The sequence below is a fragment of the Erysipelatoclostridium sp. MSK.23.31 genome, assembly GCF_019125875.1.
Lineage (GTDB): Bacteria > Bacillota_I > Bacilli_A > Erysipelotrichales > Coprobacillaceae > Thomasclavelia > Thomasclavelia ramosa.
Genome location: NZ_JAHOCB010000014.1, coordinates 42,134 through 64,576, shown reverse-complemented (window position 1 = coordinate 64,576; position 22,443 = coordinate 42,134). Strand labels below are relative to the sequence as shown.

22 protein-coding genes, 1 tRNA gene, 1 pseudogene and 1 riboswitch are annotated in these 22,443 nt (G+C 36.1%); of the genes and pseudogenes, 22 read left to right on the top strand and 2 right to left on the bottom strand.

The window, feature by feature from the left end; all coding sequences use genetic code 11:
* The first annotated feature begins 11 nt into the window (after positions 1–11).
* From KSU54_RS08140 to KSU54_RS08075, 14 genes and pseudogenes are all read left to right on the top strand, one after another.
* Entirely contained in the window at positions 12–407 is a 396-nt protein-coding gene (locus KSU54_RS08140) for a hypothetical protein (protein WP_217746596.1), read from the top strand.
* A gap of 16 nt (positions 408–423) precedes the next feature.
* Positions 424–927, top strand: coding sequence for an antirestriction protein ArdA (locus tag KSU54_RS08135; RefSeq protein WP_055153250.1), 504 nt, complete (start codon positions 424–426; stop codon positions 925–927).
* Between the two features lie 114 nt (positions 928–1,041).
* On the top strand, positions 1,042–1,431 hold the full coding sequence (locus tag KSU54_RS08130; RefSeq protein ID WP_118365088.1) for a conjugal transfer protein: 390 nt from the start codon (positions 1,042–1,044) through the stop codon (positions 1,429–1,431).
* The gene (locus KSU54_RS08125) at positions 1,418–3,871 is read left to right on the top strand and encodes an ATP-binding protein (RefSeq protein WP_217746595.1); all 2,454 of its coding nucleotides are present in this window, start codon (positions 1,418–1,420) and stop codon (positions 3,869–3,871) included. The genes KSU54_RS08130 and KSU54_RS08125 overlap by 14 nt, the downstream gene beginning before the upstream one ends.
* Positions 3,868–6,018 (top strand): CD3337/EF1877 family mobilome membrane protein, encoded by a 2,151-nt coding sequence (locus KSU54_RS08120; RefSeq protein WP_217746594.1) that lies wholly within the window; start codon positions 3,868–3,870, stop codon positions 6,016–6,018. The genes KSU54_RS08125 and KSU54_RS08120 overlap by 4 nt, the downstream gene beginning before the upstream one ends.
* Positions 6,015–7,022: a bifunctional lytic transglycosylase/C40 family peptidase gene (locus KSU54_RS08115; protein ID WP_009265194.1), complete on the top strand. Its 1,008-nt coding sequence runs from the start codon at positions 6,015–6,017 to the stop codon at positions 7,020–7,022. Before KSU54_RS08120 ends, KSU54_RS08115 begins: the two co-directional genes overlap by 4 nt.
* A 14-nt stretch (positions 7,023–7,036) precedes the next feature.
* Positions 7,037–7,939 carry a conjugal transfer protein gene (locus tag KSU54_RS08110; protein ID WP_217746593.1) on the top strand — a complete coding sequence of 301 codons (903 nt, stop codon included), beginning with the start codon at positions 7,037–7,039 and terminating at the stop codon, positions 7,937–7,939.
* Between the two features lie 247 nt (positions 7,940–8,186).
* Positions 8,187–8,682 (top strand): annotated as a pseudogene (dfrF, locus tag KSU54_RS08105) (trimethoprim-resistant dihydrofolate reductase DfrF).
* A 103-nt stretch (positions 8,683–8,785) separates the two neighbouring features.
* Entirely contained in the window at positions 8,786–9,193 is a 408-nt protein-coding gene (locus tag KSU54_RS08100) for a hypothetical protein (RefSeq protein ID WP_055200598.1), read from the top strand.
* Positions 9,194–9,218: 25 nt separating this feature from the next.
* On the top strand, positions 9,219–9,443 hold the full coding sequence (locus tag KSU54_RS08095) for a sporulation initiation factor Spo0A C-terminal domain-containing protein (RefSeq protein WP_005334915.1): 225 nt from the start codon (positions 9,219–9,221) through the stop codon (positions 9,441–9,443).
* Positions 9,444–9,681: 238 nt separating this feature from the next.
* The gene (locus KSU54_RS08090) at positions 9,682–10,101 is read left to right on the top strand and encodes a sigma factor-like helix-turn-helix DNA-binding protein (RefSeq protein ID WP_005334925.1); all 420 of its coding nucleotides are present in this window, start codon (positions 9,682–9,684) and stop codon (positions 10,099–10,101) included.
* A 3-nt stretch (positions 10,102–10,104) separates the two neighbouring features.
* On the top strand, positions 10,105–10,347 hold the full coding sequence (locus KSU54_RS08085) for a helix-turn-helix domain-containing protein (RefSeq protein WP_005341952.1): 243 nt from the start codon (positions 10,105–10,107) through the stop codon (positions 10,345–10,347).
* 503 nt (positions 10,348–10,850) lie between these two features.
* Positions 10,851–11,051 carry a helix-turn-helix domain-containing protein gene (locus tag KSU54_RS08080; RefSeq protein ID WP_226814520.1) on the top strand — a complete coding sequence of 67 codons (201 nt, stop codon included), beginning with the start codon at positions 10,851–10,853 and terminating at the stop codon, positions 11,049–11,051.
* A gap of 21 nt (positions 11,052–11,072) precedes the next feature.
* Complete coding sequence (locus KSU54_RS08075) at positions 11,073–12,539, top strand: site-specific integrase (RefSeq protein ID WP_217746592.1); 1,467 nt, start codon at positions 11,073–11,075, stop codon at positions 12,537–12,539.
* 231 nt (positions 12,540–12,770) lie between these two features.
* On the opposite strand, the gene KSU54_RS08070 is transcribed toward KSU54_RS08075, so the two are convergent.
* A tRNA-Arg gene (locus KSU54_RS08070) sits at positions 12,771–12,847 on the bottom strand.
* 286 nt (positions 12,848–13,133) lie between these two features.
* Between KSU54_RS08070 and KSU54_RS08065 the strand changes: the two genes are divergently transcribed.
* From KSU54_RS08065 to KSU54_RS08030, 8 genes are all read left to right on the top strand, one after another.
* The gene (locus KSU54_RS08065) at positions 13,134–13,871 is read left to right on the top strand and encodes a copper homeostasis protein CutC (RefSeq protein ID WP_117792565.1); all 738 of its coding nucleotides are present in this window, start codon (positions 13,134–13,136) and stop codon (positions 13,869–13,871) included.
* A 39-nt stretch (positions 13,872–13,910) separates the two neighbouring features.
* A riboswitch (M-box (ykoK) riboswitch) is annotated at positions 13,911–14,065 on the top strand.
* Positions 14,066–14,361: 296 nt separating this feature from the next.
* Positions 14,362–17,022, top strand: a complete 2,661-nt coding sequence (gene mgtA, locus KSU54_RS08060) for a magnesium-translocating P-type ATPase (protein WP_117792561.1) — start codon at positions 14,362–14,364, stop codon at positions 17,020–17,022.
* Between the two features lie 47 nt (positions 17,023–17,069).
* Positions 17,070–18,260 carry an AI-2E family transporter gene (locus tag KSU54_RS08055; RefSeq protein WP_003534678.1) on the top strand — a complete coding sequence of 397 codons (1,191 nt, stop codon included), beginning with the start codon at positions 17,070–17,072 and terminating at the stop codon, positions 18,258–18,260.
* 104 nt (positions 18,261–18,364) lie between these two features.
* Positions 18,365–19,279, top strand: coding sequence for an alpha/beta fold hydrolase (locus KSU54_RS08050; RefSeq protein ID WP_008791933.1), 915 nt, complete (start codon positions 18,365–18,367; stop codon positions 19,277–19,279).
* On the top strand, positions 19,272–20,216 hold the full coding sequence (locus KSU54_RS08045) for an isochorismatase family protein (RefSeq protein WP_008791932.1): 945 nt from the start codon (positions 19,272–19,274) through the stop codon (positions 20,214–20,216). The genes KSU54_RS08050 and KSU54_RS08045 overlap by 8 nt, the downstream gene beginning before the upstream one ends.
* A gap of 61 nt (positions 20,217–20,277) precedes the next feature.
* A complete protein-coding gene (locus tag KSU54_RS08040; protein ID WP_003534672.1) occupies positions 20,278–20,868 on the top strand; it encodes a CDP-alcohol phosphatidyltransferase family protein in 591 nt (196 codons plus the stop codon).
* Positions 20,849–21,229, top strand: coding sequence for a hypothetical protein (locus KSU54_RS08035; RefSeq protein ID WP_008791931.1), 381 nt, complete (start codon positions 20,849–20,851; stop codon positions 21,227–21,229). The genes KSU54_RS08040 and KSU54_RS08035 overlap by 20 nt, the downstream gene beginning before the upstream one ends.
* A gap of 49 nt (positions 21,230–21,278) precedes the next feature.
* A complete protein-coding gene (locus tag KSU54_RS08030; RefSeq protein WP_008791930.1) occupies positions 21,279–21,464 on the top strand; it encodes a LiaF transmembrane domain-containing protein in 186 nt (61 codons plus the stop codon).
* A gap of 29 nt (positions 21,465–21,493) precedes the next feature.
* Here the strand turns inward: KSU54_RS08030 and KSU54_RS08025 are convergent, their stop codons facing one another.
* A complete protein-coding gene (locus KSU54_RS08025; protein ID WP_029481539.1) occupies positions 21,494–22,378 on the bottom strand; it encodes a TraB/GumN family protein in 885 nt (294 codons plus the stop codon).
* Between the last annotated feature and the right edge of the window lie 65 nt (positions 22,379–22,443).

Sequence of the window (22,443 nt, the reverse complement as noted above, 5' to 3'; positions counted from 1 at the left end):
TGGTATTGCTTATGGCAGAAATGAAAGTATTTGTTATCAATCTTGATGAACAGGAAAAAGATACAGGCTGTGCATGGTTTACACTTCCCTGCAACATAGAAGCATTAAAACAATCCATTGGCTTACCGCCGGACAGTGACCGTTATCTTATCAGTGATTATGATTTCCCTTTTGAAATCCTGCAAGATACAGACCTTGACCTGTTAAACAATATCTGCCTTGTGATTTCGGAGAGTGAAATTCCACCCGAAGATATACCTGCAATTCAAAGAGAATGGTTTCCAAACCTGCAAGAGCTGGAAGCCGGACTTTGCAATGTTACATACCATCGGAACTGTTCGGATATGGAAGAACCATCAGAACGGTTCTTGTGTGTGCATGGCAGATTTTATGAATACAAAGAGTGAAAGGAAGTGACCGCTTATGATTGATGATATGCAAGTCTATATAGCCAATCTTGGCAAGTACAATGAGGGAGAACTGGTCGGGGACTGGTTCTCTTTTCCGTTGGACGAAGAAGTGATTGCAGAACGTATCGGCTTAAATGCAGAGTACGAAGAATACGCAATCCATGATACGGACAACTTCCCGATGGAGATTAGCGAATACATTTCCATCGAAGAACTGAACCGTATCTATGAGCAGTTGGAAGAATTACCGGATTACCTGCTGGACGACTTGGACAGTTTCGTATCCTATTATGGAAGTCTGGAAGAACTGGTGGAGCATAAAGATGACATCATTCTGTATTCCGGCTGTGAAACGATGACCGATTTAGCCTACTATCTGATTGATGAAGAACAGGTACTCGGAGAAATCCCGTCCTCTTTACAGAACTATATCGACTATGAAGCCTACGGGCGTGACCTCGATATAGAGGGGACATTTATTGCGACAAACGCTGGTATCTGTGAAGTACTGCGTTAAGGGCTGGCAGATCAGCACCAACTACTGGTGCTACTGTCAGCTTTTCTCTTGGGGACAGTCTGTTAAATCCGGCTGTCCCTGTTGTTATGAAAATGAAGAAAGGAGTTACTACAAGTGAAGAAAATCCGAAGTTATACAAGTATCTGGAACGTGGAAAAGGTACTGTATGCCATCAATGATGTAAACTTGCCATTCCCCGTGACCTTTACTCAGATTACATGGTTCGTGCTGACGGAATTTATCATCATTTTGTTTGCAGACCTACCGCCACTTTCTATGATTGAGGGTGCATTTTTAAAATATTTCGGGATTCCCGTTGCTCTTACATGGTTTATGTCACAGAAAACCTTTGACGGGAAAAAGCCATACAGTTACATCAAGACGATGGTGCTGTATGCCCTGCGTCCCAAAGTGACTTATGCCGGAAAAGCCGTGAACCTGCATAAGCAGAAATTTGAGGAAATTATCACGGCAGTAAGGAGTGTGACCTATGTTCCCGATTAAATATATCGACAATAACCTTGTCTGGAATAAGGATAATGAGGTGTTCGCCTACTATGAGCTGATACCGTACAATTATTCATTCTTATCCCCAGAACAGAAATACCTTGTGCATGACAGCTTCCGTCAGCTTATCGCACAGTCCCGTGAGGGAAAGATTCATGCGTTGCAGATTGCAACTGAAAGTTCAATCCGAAGCATACAGGAACAGTCAAAGAAGCTGGTAACTGGAAAGCTCCGTGAGGTAGCAATCCAAAAGATAGACGACCAGACCGAAGCCCTTGTATCCATGATAGGCGACAATCAAGTTGATTACCGTTTCTTTCTGGGATTCAAGCTCATGGTCACAGAGGACGAAGTCAATCTGAAGAACATCAAAAAATCGGTATTTCTGACATTCCGTGAGTTTTTGAATGAGGTAAGGCATACGCTGATGAACGACTTTGTTTCTATGAGCAATGATGAAATCAACCGTTATGCGAAGATGGAAAAACTGCTGGAAAACAAAATCTCCCGTAGATTCAAAATCCGCCGACTGGAAGCCAAAGACTTTGCGTATCTGATGGAACACCTCTACGGCAGGGACGGGATAGCCTATGAAGATTATGTGTATCCTCTTCCAAAAAGAAAATTAAAAAGAGAAACACGGATTAAGTATTATGACCTTATCCGTCCTACCCGTTGCGTGGTGGAAGAAAGCCAGCGATATTTGCGTCTGGAACATGAGGACAGTGAAAGTTATGTGTCCTACTTTACGGTCAATGCCATTGTCGGGGAGCTGGACTTCCCATCATCGGAAATCTTTTATTTCCAGCAACAGCAGTTCACATTCCCTGTGGACACTTCCATGAATGTTGAGATTGTCGGGAATAAGAAAGCCTTAACCACTGTCCGTAACAAGAAAAAGGAATTAAAGGACTTGGATAATCACGCCTATCAAGCCGGAAACGAAACAAGTTCCAATGTGGTGGAAGCCTTAGACAGTGTCGATGAACTAGAAACAGATTTAGACCAGAGCAAGGAAAGTATGTATAAGTTAAGTTACGTCATACGGGTGTCTGCACCCAATCTTGACGAATTGAAACGCCGTTGTGATGAAGTCAAGGACTTTTACGATGATTTGAACGTGAAGTTGGTACGTCCTGCCGGAGATATGATGGGACTGCATGGAGAGTTTCTTCCAGCCAGCAAGCGTTATATCAATGATTATATCCAGTATGTGAAATCCGATTTTTTAGCCGGACTTGGCTTCGGTGCTACCCAGATGTTGGGCGAAAATAAAGGAATCTATATCGGATATTCCGTGGATACGGGAAGAAATGTCTACCTGCAACCGTCCCTTGCCAGTCAAGGGGTAAAAGGTACGGTCACAAATGCGTTGGCTTCTGCTTTTGTGGGTTCGCTTGGCGGTGGAAAATCATTCTGTAATAACCTGCTGGTGTATTATTCCGTTCTGTTCGGTGGACAGGCAGTTATCCTAGACCCGAAAAGTGAGCGTGGAAACTGGAAAGAAACACTGCCGGAGATTGCAGAGGAAATCAACATTGTAAATCTTACCAGCGACAAGGAAAATGCAGGGCTTCTTGACCCGTTTGTAATTATGAAAGATAAAGAGGACGGAGCTACACTGGCAAAAGAAATTTTAACATTTTTAACAGGTATCTCAACCCGTGATGGAGACAAGTTCCCTGTGCTTATCAGTGCAATCAGCAAAGTATCAGAAAGTGAACAAAGAGGATTGCTAAATGTTATCACAGAATTACGGAAAGAAAATACGCCTATTGCAAACCATATCGCAAATCATATTGACAGTTTTACAAATTATGATTTTGCACACCTGCTCTTTTCAGACGGAACAGCGAAAAATACTATCAGTCTGGATAACCAGCTCAATATCATACAGGTTGCGGATTTGGTTCTGCCGGATAAAGATACTACTTTTGACGAATACACGACCATTGAATTATTATCGGTGGCAATGTTGATTGTAATATCTACCTTTGCCTTAGACTTTATCCATTCAGACCGAAGCATTTTTAAGATTGTAGACCTTGATGAAGCATGGGCGTTCTTAAATGTGGCACAGGGCGAAACCCTCTCAAATAAGCTGGTGCGTGCTGGTAGAGCCATGAACGCCGGAGTTTATTTCGTGACACAATCCTCTGGGGACGTATCGAAAGAAAGCCTAAAAAATAACATCGGTTTAAAGTTTGCGTTCCGCTCCACAGATACCAATGAAATCAAACAGACCTTAGAGTTTTTCGGACTGGACAGTGAGGACGAAAACAACCAGAAACGGTTGAGGGATTTGGAGAACGGACAATGTTTAATGCAGGATTTATACGGGCGTGTGGGTGTGGTACAGATACACCCTGTCTTTGTAGAACTGCTTCATGCCTTTGATACCAGACCGCCGATAAAAAGTGAGGTGGATTTGGAATGATGAAATCTGTCACAAAAGAAAAGGTATTCCATGTACTGAAACTGGTTCTGCTTGCCGTGACCGTCACGCTGGTACTGCTGTCCCTGCTTGGGACAGTAGCTCATGCGTCTGGACTGGTCGATGATACGGTCAATGCAGACAACCTGTATTCAAAGTATCCGCTTTCCAATTATCAGCTTGATTTCTATGTGGACAATAGCTGGTCATGGCTTCCGTGGAACTGGCTGGACGGCATTGGAAAATCGGTGCAGTACGGGCTTTACTGTATCACAAATTTTGTCTGGACAATCAGCCTGTATCTTAGCAATGCCACAGGATATGTGGTGCAACAGGCGTATAAGCTGGACTTTATCAATGACATGGCTGACAGTATCGGGAAAAGTATCCAGACACTTGCCGGAGTGACCGAAAACGGATTTTCCAGCAGTGGATTCTATGTGGGATTCCTGCTCATTATCATTCTGATTGTAGGTGTTTATATCGCCTATACAGGGCTTCTCAAACGGGAAACAAGCAAGGCACTTCACGCTGTTATCAACTTTGTGATGGTGTTCATTGTGTCTGCGTCCTTTATTGCTTATGCTCCCAACTATATCCAGAAAATCAATGATTTCAGTTCGGACATCAGCACCGCTTCTCTGGACTTGGGGACAAAAATCATGCTCCCCGATTCACAAAGCAAAGGGAAAGACAGCGTAGACCTTATCCGTGACAGCCTGTTTTCGATACAGGTAGAAAAACCGTGGCTGTTGTTACAGTTCGGGAACAGTGATACCGAAGAAATCGGGGCTGACCGTGTGGAAGCTCTGGTATCTGCCAGTCCGTCAGACGAAGATGGAGAAACAAGGGAAAATGTTGTCAAAACAGAGATTGAAGATAACGACAATGACAACCTTACCATTCCACAGGTCGTCAACCGTCTGGGTATGGTGTTCTTCCTGCTCATTTTCAATCTCGGTATCACAATCTTTATCTTCCTGCTTACCGGCATGATGTTATTTTCCCAGATACTATTTATCATATATGCCATGTTTTTACCTGTCAGTTTTTTACTGTCCATGATACCGACCTATGAGAACATGGCAAAACAGGCAGTTGTCCGTGTGTTCAATGCCATTATGACAAGAGCCGGAATCACTCTGATTGTGACCGTAGCATTTTCGATTTCCAGTATGTTCTACAACATTTCCACGGACTATCCGTTCTTCATGGTGGCGTTTTTGCAGATAATCTGCTTTGCCGGAATCTATATGAAGCTCGGAGAACTAATGAGTATGTTCAGCCTGAATGCCAATGACAGCCAGCAGATAGGTCGCCGGATATTCCGTAGACCGATGGTGTTCATGCGACACAGGGCAAGACGTATGGAACGCCGACTTGCAAGGGCTGTGGGTACAGGAAGTATGGTCGGAGCTGGTGCTGGTGCAGTCGCTGGTTCTGCTTATAATCACTCTCGTTCTACACATAAAAATACGCCAGCCAGACCACAAAGGAATAATGATATTTCCGTGGGAAGCCGTGTCGGTTCTGCGGTAGGTGCTGTAATGGATACAAAAAATAAAGTCCGTGACAGTGCTTCTTCTCTGAAAGAAAATGTGAAAGACTTACCGACACAGGCTGGTTATGCTGTTCACTCTGCAAAACAGAAAGCAAAGGATAATGTATCAGATTTTAAGCGTGGCGTTGTGGAAGAACGGGAAAACCGACAGGAACAGCGTACACAGAAACGCAACCTGCACAGGGAAAATATCTCACAGAAAAAGCAGGAATTACAGAAAGCACAGGAAGCAAGGCAGACAGTTTATGCGAATGGATCAGCGACAGCCGGAGCTACCAGAAGCCATGAACGCCCAGTTGCCACACCTGTTCCAAAACCTGCACAGACCGATATAGTTACGAAGCTGGATACGAAACGTCCTGCTACTTCTCCTGTGATAAAAAATGCAGAAATCAAGACTGGAAAAGAAACTGTCCGAACCAATATCAGACAGGAACAGCAGGTCAAATCTGTTACCAGAACGAACCAGCCGAATGTAGCAGAATCCAGCAGTAATCATAAGAAATCTACGGTACAGAAAACACAGGTCAATGGGAAATCTGCCCGTAAAACTGTTACGAAACATTCAGAGAAAGGACGGAAGAAATGAGATTAAAACGTATCCTTATCATAGGTACGATATTTCCTGTCCTTTTCTCCATCGTCCTCTTTTTCGGGATACTGATTTCCGGCGAAGATGACGACAGTTCAAACAGCTATTCGCCTGTCTATTCTGGAATGAACCTGTCAGCCGATGTCCTCAAACATCAGCCGATGGTAGAAAAATACGCCAGAGAAAACGGTATCTCGGAGTATGTGAACGTCCTGCTTGCCATCATACAGGTGGAAAGTGGCGGTACGGCTACCGATGTCATGCAGTCCAGCGAAAGTCTTGGACTACCGCCAAACTCATTAAGTACAGAAGAATCCATTAAGCAGGGGTGTAAATATTTTGCGTCCCTGCTTTCTTCCTGTAAAGCCAAAGGTATGAATGACATTAACGTGGTCATTCAATCTTATAACTATGGTGGTGGCTATGCAGACTATGTGGCGAAGAACGGGAAAAAGCACAGCTTCAACCTTGCAGAGAATTTCGCAAAGAATAAATCCGGCGGTACAAAAGTGACCTATACGAACCCGATAGCAGTCAGTAAAAATGGTGGCTGGCGTTATAACTACGGGAATATGTTTTATGTGGAGCTGGTCAACCAATATCTGACCGTGAAGCAGTTCAGTAACGAAACGGTACAGGCGGTTATGAATGAAGCGTTGAAGTATCAAGGCTGGAAGTATGTCTACGGTGGCAGTAACCCGAACACCTCTTTTGACTGTTCTGGTCTTACCCAGTGGTGCTACGGAAAAGCCGGAATCAGCCTGCCACGAACCGCACAGGCACAGTATGACGCAACCCAGCATATCCCATTGTCACAGGCACAGGCTGGCGATTTGGTCTTTTTTCATTCCACCTACAATACCAGTGATTATGTTACCCATGTAGGAATCTATGTAGGAAACAATCAGATGTATCATGCCGGAAATCCAATTGGCTATACTGATTTGACCTCTGCCTATTGGCAACAGCACATCATTTGTGCCGGAAGAATCAAACAATAGAAAGGACTTGAAATATGTTTAATAAGAAAGAAAAAACAGAGAAAGCACCTAAGAATAAGAAAGTGCGTACCATGAAAGTCGGGACACATAAGAAATCTGTCCTGCTGTTGTGGGCGGTGCTTTTGGCAAGCACCAGTTTTGGCGTGTATAAGAACTTTACCGCCATTGATACCCATACGGTACATGAAAAAGAAATCATTCAGCTAAGATTGAACGATACCAACGGTATTGAGAATTTCGTCAAGAACTTTGCGAAAGCCTACTACTCATGGGATACCAGCAAGGAAGCCATTGAAGCAAGGACAACAGAAATCAGTAAATACCTTACCAAAGAATTGCAGGACTTGAACGCCGATACCATCAGAACCGATATACCAACCAGTGCTACTGTTACAAATGTGCTGGTCTGGAACGTGGGACAGTCTGGAACGGACGATTTTACTGTTGCCTACGAAGTAGATCAGCAGGTAAAAGAGGGAGAACAGACACAGGCAGTTACAGAAAACTACACCGTGACCGTTCATGTGGATAAGGACGATGCAATGGTCATTACCCAGAATCCCACCCTTGCTCCGGCAGTGCAGAAATCAAAGTATGAACCGAAAGTACAGGAAGCCGATGTCAGTGTCAGCTCCGATTCAGTCAAAGACGCTACCGCTTTCTTGGAAACATTCTTTAAACTCTATCCGACAGCTACGGAAAAAGAACTTGCCTATTATGTCAAAGACGGCGTGCTTGCTCCTGTATCTGGCGATTATGTATTTTCAGAACTGGTAAATCCTGTCTTTACCAAAGATGGCGATAATCTCAAAGTTAGCGTATCCGTAAAATATCTGGATAACAAGTCGAAAATGACGCAAATCTCACAGTATGACCTTGTGCTTCATAAGGACGATAACTGGAAGATTGTAGAATAAATATTACAGCAGAATAGTATGGAAAGTTATTATTTAATCTATACTATTCTGCAATCTATTATAATATCTTAAGGCAATTTCTAAAGCGATAAATATGTAGAAAAATGCATAAATACTGTGTATAATGAAGAAAAAGACAAATCGGAATTTGTCGAGCTGGTTAGTTCGAGATAATTTTGAGTTTGTTAAGATGTGGTGCACTTGATGGAATCACAGGTACGACATCATATTATGGAGGATGAAATAGATGATAGGTTTGATTGTTGCGAGGTCAAAGAATAATGTTATAGGCAAGAATGGTAATATACCATGGAAAATAAAGGGAGAACAAAAGCAATTTAGAGAGTTAACAACGGGTAATGTGGTTATTATGGGGCGAAAGTCTTATGAAGAAATCGGTCATCCGTTGCCTAATAGAATGAATATTGTTGTTTCCACCACAACAGAGTATCAAGGAGATAATTTAGTTTCAGTTAAATCATTAGAAGATGCATTATTATTGGCTAAAGGACGAGATGTATACATATCTGGTGGATATGGACTATTTAAGGAAGCTTTGCAAATAGTAGATAAAATGTATATCACAGAAGTAGATTTAAATATTGAAGATGGAGATACATTCTTTCCAGAATTTGATATCAATGATTTTGAAGTTTTGATAGGGGAAACACTTGGTGAGGAAGTGAAATATACGAGAACATTTTATGTAAGGAAAAAATGAATTGAGTAAATTTTGGATTTAGGGTGTTTTCATAAATATATTGCTTTTTATGCATATATAAATTGTTGTAAGACAAATTCCAGCTTGTAGAGCTGAACAACCAAAGTTTGAAAGGAAAATGTATAATGACCAAAGAACAAATAATTGAAGAACTAAAAAAATCAGCAAAGCCTTATGAAGAGTATTATCTTGATGATGAAATATTAAGTGCTATGCTTTCATATCAAAATCCTTATGAATTTGTAGAGCCAATTTTAGAAATTATATCCACTAATCCCTCAGTTAATTTTGGAATGCCCGGTGATTTAGTTCATTTTGTAGAAAAGTTCTATAAAAAGGGATATGAAGAATTGTTAATCAATTCCGTCAGAAAAAATCCAACTTCACATAACATTTTAATGCTTCACCGTTGCTATAATGATATAAAAAATCCAAACCGTAATGAATTTGCAAAAGTTGTTAAAACACTAAAGAATGACAAATCAGTCTCCAGCGAAATCAAGAATATCATTGATGAGTATGATTGGGATTAAATTTCTTCAGAAAGGTTGTGGTTAAATGTTGGGTATCAAAAAACGAGATACAAAACAAGTTTTTAAAGCGATTGCACATCAACAGGGTGTTTCTGTATCAGAAGTAAAGGAACGTATTCAGTCAACCATTGATGAAATGTATTACAGCGATGACCCAGATGTGCAAGCTGAATTTTCAAGTTATTTCGGAAAGAAACGCCCTACACCAGAAGAATACGTTTATACGATGGCAACAAAAATTAAATACTAATTTATAAGAAATCACCATTTCCTTAACCTGTACATTAAGTGTGCAGGTCTTTTTTTGTCTTTTTTTATCGAATTGAATAATTTTTACCTTTCTCATCGGCTTATATATTGAGGGCAAATATAAATTTTATCTAAAATAGCGATTATTTTTTCAAATCACTTAGCAACTGCCCTGTTTTTTTCTTATATGGAGTGGAAAGAGGGATAGATACAAAACAGCACAGGGAGGAGGTGAGAACGTGAAACCATCTGACTTCCAGAAAACTGTAATGTGTCGTTTTGATAGTTGTTTAAAAAAAACTGTTTTCGGAGTTGTAAAAGATTACTACAAAGAGTTGAAAAAGAATCAAGCAGAAGCTATCCCCTTTTGTGAGCTTCCCGACATTATCATAGATAAAGTTGCTATATGGGATACATATAAAACGGATTACACGACTTTCAATATATGTGGACATGACATTTATGTATATGACGATGAGCTGGCAAAAGTCATTAAACAATTATCTGACCGTTACCGTGAAAATGTACTTATGTACTATTTCTTGGATATGAGTGATACGGAAATTGCAAAATTGCAGAATATATCCCGAAGTGGTGTATTTCAAAACCGACACTATGCATTAAAACAAATGAAAAAGTCATTAGAGGAGGAAAATTAGTATTTGAAACAAAAACGTTCGTATAAGAAGCCATCATTTTATGTGATTTCATCGGCTATGGACGGCGACAAAATTTCCATTGATAAAATCTTAGATTTCTATGACCCGTATATATCAAAAAGCTGTATTCGCCCATTATATGATGAATACGGAAATGTATATATCGCTGTGGATATGGAATTAAAAGGTCGTATCAGAGAAGCCATTATGAAAATGATATTGGAATTTGACATAAAAATTGAATAGGTAATATCTGCGGAACGCTTCATATAAGCACTTCCCTCTTTCCTGTTCCGCTTACTTCTTAGCTTGTCATTCTGTATCAGTCTATTTAACAAAACAGATTGATACAGGCTGACAAGAGCCTAATAGTTCTTTGACAACTGAATAATGCAGACAGATACGTTTGTGCTTGCAGTGAGCCATCAGAGATTGTACGCCGTGACTTTTCCAATCGGGAGATAGCGATTCATGCAATGATCTGGGAGCGACCGTTGGAAAAGTCGTTCTGCCATGACCTGCAACACAGGATAATGATACACCCGTATGACACGGTTCAGCCCACAGGAATGGGAATGGTTGAGATACCAGTGGAGCTTGCCAAAGCCATTTGTCTGCATATAAAAAGTATTAGCAAAAGTGTTAGCAACGGCAAAAAACATATCCGCAAGAGTTATTGATATGCTATAATGACCTTGTTAAACGTATGTATTTTGCTGTTATCACACGGAAAGGAGTTATTATTACTCGTGATAAGTGATACATCAAATACAGAAACTCCTAAAAAGGAGAAAAAGACATATACAGTAGAGGAAATTGCAGAACAATTATGTGTGAGTAAAAAAGTGGCTTACGCATTGGTTAAAAGTGGACAGTTCGCTTATGTTCGTGCTGGTAGAGCCATACGGGTATCTAAAGATTCTTTCGATAAATGGTTAAATCAAAATTAACTGTTAAGGAGAGAATATATTATGGCTTCAATCAAAAAAAGAAAATCAACATTTTCCGTTATTTACTGGTATTTAGACAATGCAGGAGAACGTAAACAGAAATGGGATACGTTAGAGACAAAGAAAGAAGCAAAGCAGAGAAAAGCATTTGTTGAGTATTATCAAGAAAAATATGGTTATGTGATTGTTCCCTTAGAGGAACAGTTTGCACGCCAAATTGATGAATCGAAAAAAGAACTTGATAGTACCGATGAAGATATTACGCTTTGTGACTTTTTAAAAATATTTGTCAATCTCTATGGTACGTCAAAATGGTCGCCTAGTACATTTAGTAGTAAGGTCGGTACTATCGAAAATTACATCAATCCACTTATCGGGGATTGGAAGTTAAATGAGATTACCACAAAGAAATTATCTGCCTACTACAACGATTTATTGAGTGTTCCAGAAGTACCCAGAGCTAACAGAAAAGCTACTGGACGTTGCGTACAACCTGCCAATATCAAGAAAATACACGACATTATACGCTGTGCATTAAATCAAGCAATCCGTTGGGAATATATTGATACCAACAAGCGTAACCCTGCTTCATTAGCAACGCTTCCTAAAGTTCCTAAGGTAAAAAGAAAAGTCTGGAGTGTAGATACATTCCGTGAAGCAATTCAGCAGTCAGACGACGATTTATTAACTATCTGTATGCATTTGGCGTTTTCCTGCTCAATGCGTATTGGAGAAATTACAGGTCTTACATGGGAAGATGTGATTATTGATGAACAATCCATTGCAACGAATAACGCAAGAGTAATCATCAACAAAGAGCTTTCCAGAGTAAATGCACAAGCTATGCAGAAATTAAAGGAAAAAGATATTATCAAGATTTTTCCGACACAAAAGCCACATTGCACAACAAGGCTTGTATTAAAGACACCAAAGACAGAAACAAGTAATCGTACCGTATGGTTGCCAAAGACAGTTGCAGAATTGCTGGTGCAATATCAAAAAGACCAAAAGGAATTACAGGAATTTCTAGGAGACGCTTATAACAATTACAACCTTGTTATAGCTTTGGAAAATGGAAATCCCGTTGAGAGTAGAATTGTGAGAGACAGATTTCAAAAGTTATGCGAACAAAATGGCTATGAACAAGTTGTTTTCCACAGTCTGCGTCATTTATCCACAGGATACAAATTGAAAATGACCAACGGCGATGTAAAATCGGTACAAGGCGATACAGGTCATGCAGAAGCAGAAATGGTTACAGACGTTTATTCAGAAATCATAGACGAAGATAGACGTTACAATGCTCAAAAGATGGACGAACAATTTTATTCCACTCTAAACCATGATTCAGAAATGCAACCACAAAATGAGGAAGTTCAGCCAGAAAACAACGGCTTATCAGACAGTGATATGGAGCTTTTACAGCTTTTAAAATCACTTACGCCAGAGATGAAAGCAATGCTTTTGAAACAATCAGCTTCAAAGTAATTTTTCAAAAGTGTTAGCAAATCTTCAAAAATCTGCTGATATTTTTTCAAAATAAAAAAAGTGTTAGCAAACTCTTCTACTCAAACAGTCATAATAATATCGAATTACAAATTCTGAAAATCAAAAGAAATTGCAAAATATAAATTGAATATGTTCTTATCCGACAGGTTATAAGCCAAAAACAAAAGAAGCTGAAAACCTCGATAAATCAAGGCTTTCAGCGTTGTTTGCTGGCGTCCCAGACAGGAATCGAACCTGCGACGTTTCGCTTAGGAGGCGAACCCTCTATCCTACTGAGGTACTGAGACTTATTTAATTTTCATGGAGCAATTTTCAAATTTATTTCATAAATCGCTTCCGAAAGGGGATTGCTCCACCTGACCCTTAGGAGGGTCTTGTAATATCCATTTTACTAAGGGGACAGAACTAGCTTATTATATTACAATTTTTATTTATTGCAAATAAACTATGCTCATAAATTTTACCATTACTATTAACAAAATGCAAACCAACTTTTACTTAAAAATAACAATTAATGCTTTTGGAAAAGTGTTATAATAAATATACAAGTAAGGAGTTGATAAAATGGATAAAATGGATAAAATTGTAGAAGTATGTTGTGGGAGTTATTATGATGCATTACAGGCACAATACGGTGGAGCTAGAAGAATAGAATTGAATAGTGCATTACACTTAGGTGGCTTAACCCCATCATTAGCAACTTTATTAAAAGTTAAAGATAACACAGATTTAGAAGTTATTTGTATGGTTAGACCTCGTGGTGCTGGTTTTTGTTACAATGATGAAGATTTTGAGGTAATGAAACTGGATGCGGAAATATTACTTGATAATGGTGCAGATGGGATTGCATTTGGATGCCTTGATGAAGAAGGAGATATTAATATTCCACAAACCCGAGAAATGATCGATATTATTAAATCATATCACAAAACCGCAGTATTTCATCGTGCTATTGATTGTGTTAATGATATTGACGAGGCAATGAACATTTTGATTACTTTAGGGGTAGACCGTATTTTAACGAGTGGCTTACAAGGTAAAGCAACTCGAGGAAAAGAAATGATTAAATATTTGCATGATGCATATGGTGAGAATATTGAAATCTTAGCGGGAAGTGGAATAAATGCAGGAAATGCGAAAAAAATGCTTGATTATACAGGAATTAAGCAGCTTCATAGCTCATGTAAAGATTGGCATACAGACTCCACTACAAGTCGTGATGAAGTCAATTTTAGTTATCACGGTGATGATTATGAGGTTGTAAGTCAAGAATTAGTAGAAATCCTAGTAGAGCTAGTTGAAGGGGAATAGGGGTTGACATTATCTTTAATAGTGTTAAACTATAAGCGATAAAAGAATCGGTAGGTGAGACTACCATAGGGATACGGGTTGCTACCGCAAAGCAGTGGAGACACTGTGCGCTGGTCAACAGTTCTTGTCGTGAAGGCAAAAACTAATGCAATTACATGGCCCTATGATGTTGAAGCTTGAACGAGATAAAGTTATTTTCATGCCTTGTCGCGTTTGAGCGATGAGGCTTTTATTTTGTGGAGGTGAAGAAAATGGATGATTATTTATCGATGAATTTTAAAAGATGGCTTTTTGATGATGGGATAATTACGTCCATTTTCGCCTAGCCATCTTAATGATGGCTTTTTCTATATCTAAAATTTTGAAAGGAGAAAAAGAATGGAAGAGCATGGCCGGTATGACAATGATGTTTATAAGTCCCGAATAATGGCGATGCCATTCTTTAGGATAGTTTTGTCATACTCTAAAATTTAATTTGGAGGGTATAACAATGAGAAAATTTAATTCAATTAATGAGAGATTAGTTTTTGCGAGTGAGAATAAAACTAATCAAGTTTTAGATAGTTTTGAAACAAATAAAATGGGAATCACGAATGAAACAGTCAAACATCATAGTGATGAATTTGGTAAAAATATTATTACTAAACAAAAAAAAGATTCTATATTAAAAAAAATATTTAACGCTTTTATAAATCCATTTACTGCAATTTTATTAATACTAGCAGTAGTATCTTTATTTACTAATGTGATTTTTGCAGAAACTAGTGAAAAGGATCCAACTACAGTAATCATTATTGTAGTTATGGTAATGATATCTGGAATATTACGCTTTATTCAAGAACAAAGAAGTGGGAGTGCAGCAGAGAAGCTGATTGCAATGATTTCAAATACTACAAATATTAAACGATATGGACAAGAAGCAAAAGAGATTCCAATTGATGAAGTAGTTGTTGGTGATATTGTATATTTGAGCGCAGGAGATATGATTCCTGGAGATTTGAGAATTATTGAAGCTAAAGATTTATTTATTAGCCAAGCAAGTTTAACAGGTGAAAGTGAACCAGTTGAAAAATTCGCAATTGAAACAACTGTAGGGACGAATGTGCTTGAAGCACAAAATCTGGCTTTTATGGGAAGTGATGTAATTAGCGGAAGTGCTGTCGGTGTGGTAATTGCGACAGGTGATGAAACTATGCTGGGAAGAATTTCTATTGATTTAAATAAAAAGAGAGAATTAACAACTTTTGAAATTGGAATTAATTCTGTATCGTGGCTTTTGATTCGTTTTATGTTAGTTATGGTACCTGTTGTTTTATTTATTAATGGATTTACTAATGGAGATTGGTTAGATGCAAGTTTATTTGCATTAAGTGTTGCTGTAGGTTTGACACCTGAAATGCTTCCGATGATTGTCACAACTAGTCTTGCTAAAGGCTCTCTTGCAATGGCTAAGGAAAAAACTATAATTAAAAATTTAAATTCAATTCAAAATCTTGGTGCTATTGATATTCTTTGCACAGACAAAACAGGAACTTTAACACAAGATGAAGTAATTTTAGAATTTCCTTTAGATGTTCACGGGAAAATTGATTTAAGAGTTTTGCGACATGCATTTTTGAATAGTTATTATCAAACAGGATTAAATAATCTAATGGATAAAGCAATTATTAATAGTACGTTGGCTGAACAAGATAATGATTCGAGCTTAAAAGATTTAACAAACAAATATGAAAAAATTGATGAGATTCCATTTGATTTTCAACGACGAAGAATGTCTGTTATTATTCAGGATCAAGATGGTAAAGTACAGATGGTTACAAAAGGAGCAATTGAAGAAATGCTCAGTGTTTGTAGATATGTTGAGTATCTTGGTAAAGTTTGGCCGTTAACACAAAAATTAGAGAAAATAATTATCAATCAAGTTGAACAACTTAATGAAAAAGGTTTACGGGTCTTGGGAGTGAGTCAAAAAACAGATCAGGATTTAGTACAAAAATGTACCGTTAGTGATGAAAAAGATATGGTTTTAATTGGATATTTAGCTTTTCTAGATCCTGCAAAAGAATCAACAGCCCCAGCGATAAAAGCATTGAAGGAACATGGTGTAGCAACAAAAATTTTGACAGGAGATAATGAAAAAGTAACTAAAGCAATTTGTCAAAAGGTAGGATTGAATGTTGAAAATATTTTATTAGGCCAAGATGTTGCAAAGATGGGCTTGGATAAACTGAAGGAAGTTGTAGAAACAACAACAATTTTTGCAAAATTATCACCGGAACAAAAGGCACTGATTATTAAAGTTTTAAAAGAAAATGGACATAGCGTTGGATATATGGGCGATGGTATTAATGACGCATTAGCTCTAAAGGCAAGCGATGTAGGAATTTCTGTTGATAGTGGAGTAGATATTGCTAAAGAAGCAGCTGATGTAATTTTATTAGACAAAGACTTAATGGTTCTTGAAAAAGGATTGGTTGAAGGCCGCAAAGTTTATGCTAATATGATTAAATATATAAAAATGACGGCCAGTTCTAATTTTGGTAATATGTTTTCAGTTTTAATTGCAAGTGCATTTTTACCATTTTTACCAATGGCACCAATTCAGTTATTGTTGCTAAATTTAATCTATGATATTGCTTGTATAACCTTACCGTTTGACCGTGTTGACGAGGAGTATTTAAAAATCCCTCGAACATGGGAAGCATCATCAATTGGAAGATTTATGTTATGGATGGGACCAATTAGTTCAATTTTTGATATTATGACATATGTATTGATGTTTTATTTTATAGCCCCAATAATGGCTGGAGGAAGTTATCAATCATTAACAAATCCTGATTATTTCATTGCAGTTTTTCAAACGGGCTGGTTTATTGAATCAATGTGGAGCCAAATTCTTGTTATTCATTTAATTAGAACAGCAAAAGTACCATTTATTCAAAGTAAACCTGCCCTATTTGTAACGATTTTTACATTATTATCTGCATTTGTTTTAACGCTTATTCCATTTAGTCACTTAGCTAAAGCAATTGGGCTTACTAGTTTGCCAGCTTATTATTTTGGATTATTAATAATAATTGTTATTTTATATATTGCATTGACAACAGTAGTTAAACGTGTTTATCTAAATAAATATCACGAATGGTTATAAAATGTATGATAAATATGTTATAATCAAGCGGAATAAGGAGTGATTAGATGCGTAATTTTAATTTAGATGATGATTTGAAACGTCATGTTAAACCTGGATTGATAATTTCAGCGTTTACAGTTTTTTTGATATATTTACTTATGAATTTAGGTAATATTTATGGAATGATCAGCACGTTGTTAGGGACGCTGGTATATTTGTTTTATGGGATTATTATTGCATATATTCTTAATCAGCCTATGAAGCTGATTGAAAAACAAATTACAAAATATTGTACAAAAACTAGTTTTTTATATCGAAAAAAAAGAGGTTTATCAATAATTGCAACACTGATACTATTTATTTGTTTAATTGTTTTGATTGCTAGTATCGTAATTCCAAATTTAATAAGCAGTTTAATTTCATTGATCAGTAATACTTCTGCTTTTCTAACATCAGTATTTAATAATATCGATGATATATTTATCTATTTCAATATTGATTTTAGAATGGAAAATATTGCTAGTGTTAAAGATTTAATCAATATGCCTTGGCAAGATATGGTTGGTCAAGCACTAGATATCCTAACTAGAAGTGCTGGGGGAATCATGAATAATGCAACAAATTTTTTATCTACATTTGGAGTAGTATTTACAGGATTTATTTTTTCTCTATATTTGCTTGGAAATAAGGAAACTTTTTTACGACAATTAAGAAAAGCAATTGGAGCACTTTGTGGTTATAAAGTTACTTGTGTAATTTTTGATTATGCACATAAAACTAATGAAGTTTTTTCAAATTTTATCAGTGGTCAATTGGTTGAAGCTTGTATTTTATGGGTGTTGTACTATGTAACTATGAAGCTGTTTAATTTTCCATACCCTGAATTGATTGCTACAATTATTTCAATATTTTCATTTGTTCCATTTTTTGGTCCAATTGCCGCAATGTTTGTAGGTGCAGTCTTAATTTTATCAAAAGATGCTTTGATGGCAATTTGGTTTATGGTATATTTTCAGATTTTATCACAGTTAGAAGATAACTTCATTTATCCGCGTGTTGTTGGAAACTCAGTTGGCTTACCTGGAATTTGGGTTTTATTATCAATTTTTGTTTTCGGTGATTTATTTGGTGTATTTGGAATGGTCATTGCGGTTCCTAGTGCTGCTTGTTTATATTCATTAGCCAGTGAAGTAATTAATATGATTCTAAAGAAGCGGAAGCTAGTTATTACTGAAAATACAATTGAACAAAAATGATTACCTGCATAATTTGCAGGTTTTTGTTTATTTAGATAAAAATAAGAGTTTGTTTAGTTTATTCAAGCAATCAATATGATATAATCATGAAAAGGAGAAAAACGATGGAGTATCTAAAAATTAATTCAATATCTGATAAATTACCTTTAGACGTAATTGTTTCAGCGCCGGAACACCCAAAAGCAATTTTTCAGATTGTTCATGGTATGTGTGAGCATAAAGAGCGTTATTTAGATTTTATTGAATATTTAAATGACTGTGGATATGTTGTTATCATACATGATCATCGTGGACACGGAAAAAGTGTTTTAGATGAAACTGATTTGGGTTATTTTTATGGTGAAGGTGCCCGTGCAATCGTTGAAGATGTTCACCAATTAACTAATTATATTAAGAAAAAATATCCAAATTTACCAGTTTGTTTATTTGGGCATTCAATGGGTTCTTTAGTTGTAAGAAATTATATTCAAAAGTATGATCATGAAATTAATGCATTAATAGTTTGTGGCAGCCCAAGTAAAAATAAATTAGCCGGATTAGGAAAGTTATTATGCAAAGCGATAGCAATGGTCAAGGGGGATAAGTATCATAGTAAACTATTACAGAAAATGTCTTTTGGTGCTTTTAATAAGGGTTTTGATAAGCCAAATGAATGGATTTGCAGTAACAGCCAAGTAGTTGATGAATATAATAATAATCCGCTGTGTACCTTCACATTTAGTGTAAATGGATTTTATAATTTATTAAGTTTAATGCAAAATACATATAAAAATATAGATTATGAAGCAAATAAAAAACTACCAGTCTTATTTATTTCTGGCAAAGAAGATCCTTGCTTGATTAATGAAAAAGCATTTAATAATGCTGTAACTCATTTAAAAAAACAAGGCTATCAACATGTGATTTCAATTTTATTTGAGCATATGCGCCATGAAATTCTCAATGAAAAATATAAGGAAACTGTGTATTCAACGATTACGACTTTTTTAGTTGATACAATGGAGGAAAATGATGCGTAAAAGATGTTTATTAATAATTGATGTTCAAACTGCTTTGACGAGCCAGTATCCAGTAGATGAAAATAAGATGATCGAGCATATTCGAAAACTAATCAGGGTATGTCATAATCAACATCTCGAAATCGTCTATGTTCGTCATCATGATGAGGAATTGATTTTAAATAGTGATGGTTGGCAAATAGATTCACGGATTACTCCGAGACAAGATGATAAAATTTTTGAAAAGGAATATAATAGTGCATTTAAAAATACAAATTTAGATGCATATTTAAAATCACAGGGAATTCAAGATCTGATTATCGTTGGTATGCAAAGTGAATATTGTATTGATACTAGTATTAAAGTAGCATTTGAATTAGGATATAGAGTTATTGTTCCAAAAGATGCTACAACGACTTTTGACAATGATATAATAAGTGGAAAAGTGTTAAAGCAATATTTAGAAGAAAAGATTTGGAAGAATCGATTTGCTCAAGTTATAGAAGTTGATACATTATTAATGATGATAGAATCTAAGTTGGATTTTAAATTTAGTTATGGTAAAACATCTTTTAAAGATGCAGCTTTAATTCGCCAAGCTGTATTTGTTGAAGAACAAGGCTTTGAAAAGGAGTTTGATAAGCTTGACAATACTGCGTATCATCTGGTGATTTATAAGGATGAGCAGCCGATTGCGGTTGGACGAATGTATTTTAAAGATAAGACAACAATGATCTTAGGAAGAATTGCAGCGCTCAAAGAATATCGTGGGCAAAAATTAGGAAGTAAGGTTGTCACTGCTTTAGAGAACAAAGCTCGAGAATTAGGCTGTCTTGAAACTGAGTTGTCAGCTCAACAGCAGGCTCAGAAATTTTATGAAAAATTAGGATATAAACCTGATGGAGATATGTATTATGATGAGTGGTGCCCGCATGTTACAATGAAAAAGATACTTTAAATCTTCTATCATTGACTTATTTAATAAGTTAACTATAATTATGTAAAAAGAGGGATAGAAGATGAATATGAAAGATAAAACAAAGTTGTTTAATATACCAAATTGCTTATGTTATTTTAGAATTTTATTAATACCAGTATTTTTATTTGTGTATTTTAATGCACAATGGCAACATCATTATATTATTGCAGCATTTATTCTTGTGCTTTCAGGTATTAGTGATTGTTTAGATGGTTATATTGCAAGAAAATATAATATGATTACAGATTTTGGAAAATTAATTGATCCGATTGCTGATAAATTAACACAATTTACAATTGCGATTACTTTGTTATTTACATATCCCTTAGCTTGGGTGTTATTAATAATAATTGTATTGAAAGATGGAATGTTAGGAATTGTTGGATTATATTTATATGATTATGGCTTAAAAATAAAAGGAGCTTCATGGTGGGGGAAAATTGCAACAGCTTATTTTTATTTTGTTGTAATAATTCTTATTGGGTATCACATTCCTGATACTTTTGCTAGTCAGTTAATGATTATCACTAGCAGTGCATTAATGTTATTGTCATTTGTGTTATATGCAAAAGAATTGAAACAAATGATTAAGGAAAAGGATAAGCTTGTAGATGAACAAAAGAGAAATTAAAGAAGAATGTTACTTGGATATGCTTGAAGATGAGTTAAATAGTGTCGATGCCGTTTTGAATCATATTGAAAAAGTTGAAATAAAAGAAGGTATCTTTGATGAACATGTTATCCAAAAAGATTTAATTAGAGCATATTTTGATTTAGAATTAGCGTTAGCAAGTTTATGCATTTTACTTAGAAAAATGTCTGAAAACTTGTTTATTCATATTGATGAGGACATACGTCGGGATATTAATAGTATTATTCATTCTAATAAATTTGAATATCATGATCATGATAGAATTTATGTATATTCACAAAAAGGTAAAGAACCTGTAGATTTAAATAATTTATTACGGTTTGCACGTTCTATCCTCTAATCGACAAATTCATTTGATTGCCCTTGCTATGATAATGGGGGTGATTAAAATGGACTTTAGAAAGAATGCGGGAATTGTATTAATTATTTTAGGAATGATTTTAACCATGGATCGAACTAAAGACTTTCAAGGAATAGTATCAACGATTGCATACTATATAAAAGGCTACTGGCCTTTGATTCTCTGTTTTATTGGAATGTACATTTTAAGTTCGCCAAAGAAAAAGAAAAAATGAGGCCTAGATAAATTCTAGACCTTTATTTTTTAACCTAATTTTTCTACTTTATAACCGGCTGCGCTTAACGATGTTATTAATCCTAAATCACCAACAACATGACCTACACCAACGCCGATGAAAACGACTTTATTTTGATTTAAATATTCTATTATTTTAGCTTGCATAGTTTGGTTACGGTCAATTATTAATAATTGTTGATAATTTTGATATTCTTGTTGATATTCACTATCTGGTAGTTCTTGATAGCTGTATATTGTCGCTAATGTATCAAGATCATGATTATAATAACTGTCAAGGATCAATTTTGTACTTTTGATTAATTGTTGTCGATCTTTTAAGGATTCTAAAATTGCGTGAGGTGATTCTTTAGATAATTGTGAAAATAATTGCATCTGAAATTCAATTCCTTCCATTTCTTCAAAAGGAATCCTTTTACTTCTGGTGAGATTAAAAAGGTAAACATCAATGGAGGTGCTATTATTGCCATCTACTTCGTCTAGAATATCAGAGGTTACTAAAGAACTTACTGCCATAGCATTAAATTCATTAACACGGTATTTTTTTAGTGTAGGATAGTTTTCTTTTAATTTAGGAATATAGTTAATCAAATCTAGTTCACCTAAACTGTTTTCTAAAAGATAATTTTGATATTTAGCAGTTTCATTTTGATCTAATGAACATTCTAAAACAATACTTTGACTATCCTTGATTGCTTTTTCGGTAGTTATATCAAGTTTATCAATTTGATCACGACCAGGATGACAGGTTCCTAATAGATAAAGATAGTGATTATTATTGTCACTAATTTTATAGAGATATGGACTGACATCAACAGTTTTAGTAGTTGCTCTTTTATCAATACTACAACCACACAGCATAAAAATGAGTAATAAACATAATAATTTTTTCATAGCATTTCCTCTTTATTATTTATATTATAATTATATAACTATATTATTTATATATCAATATATTA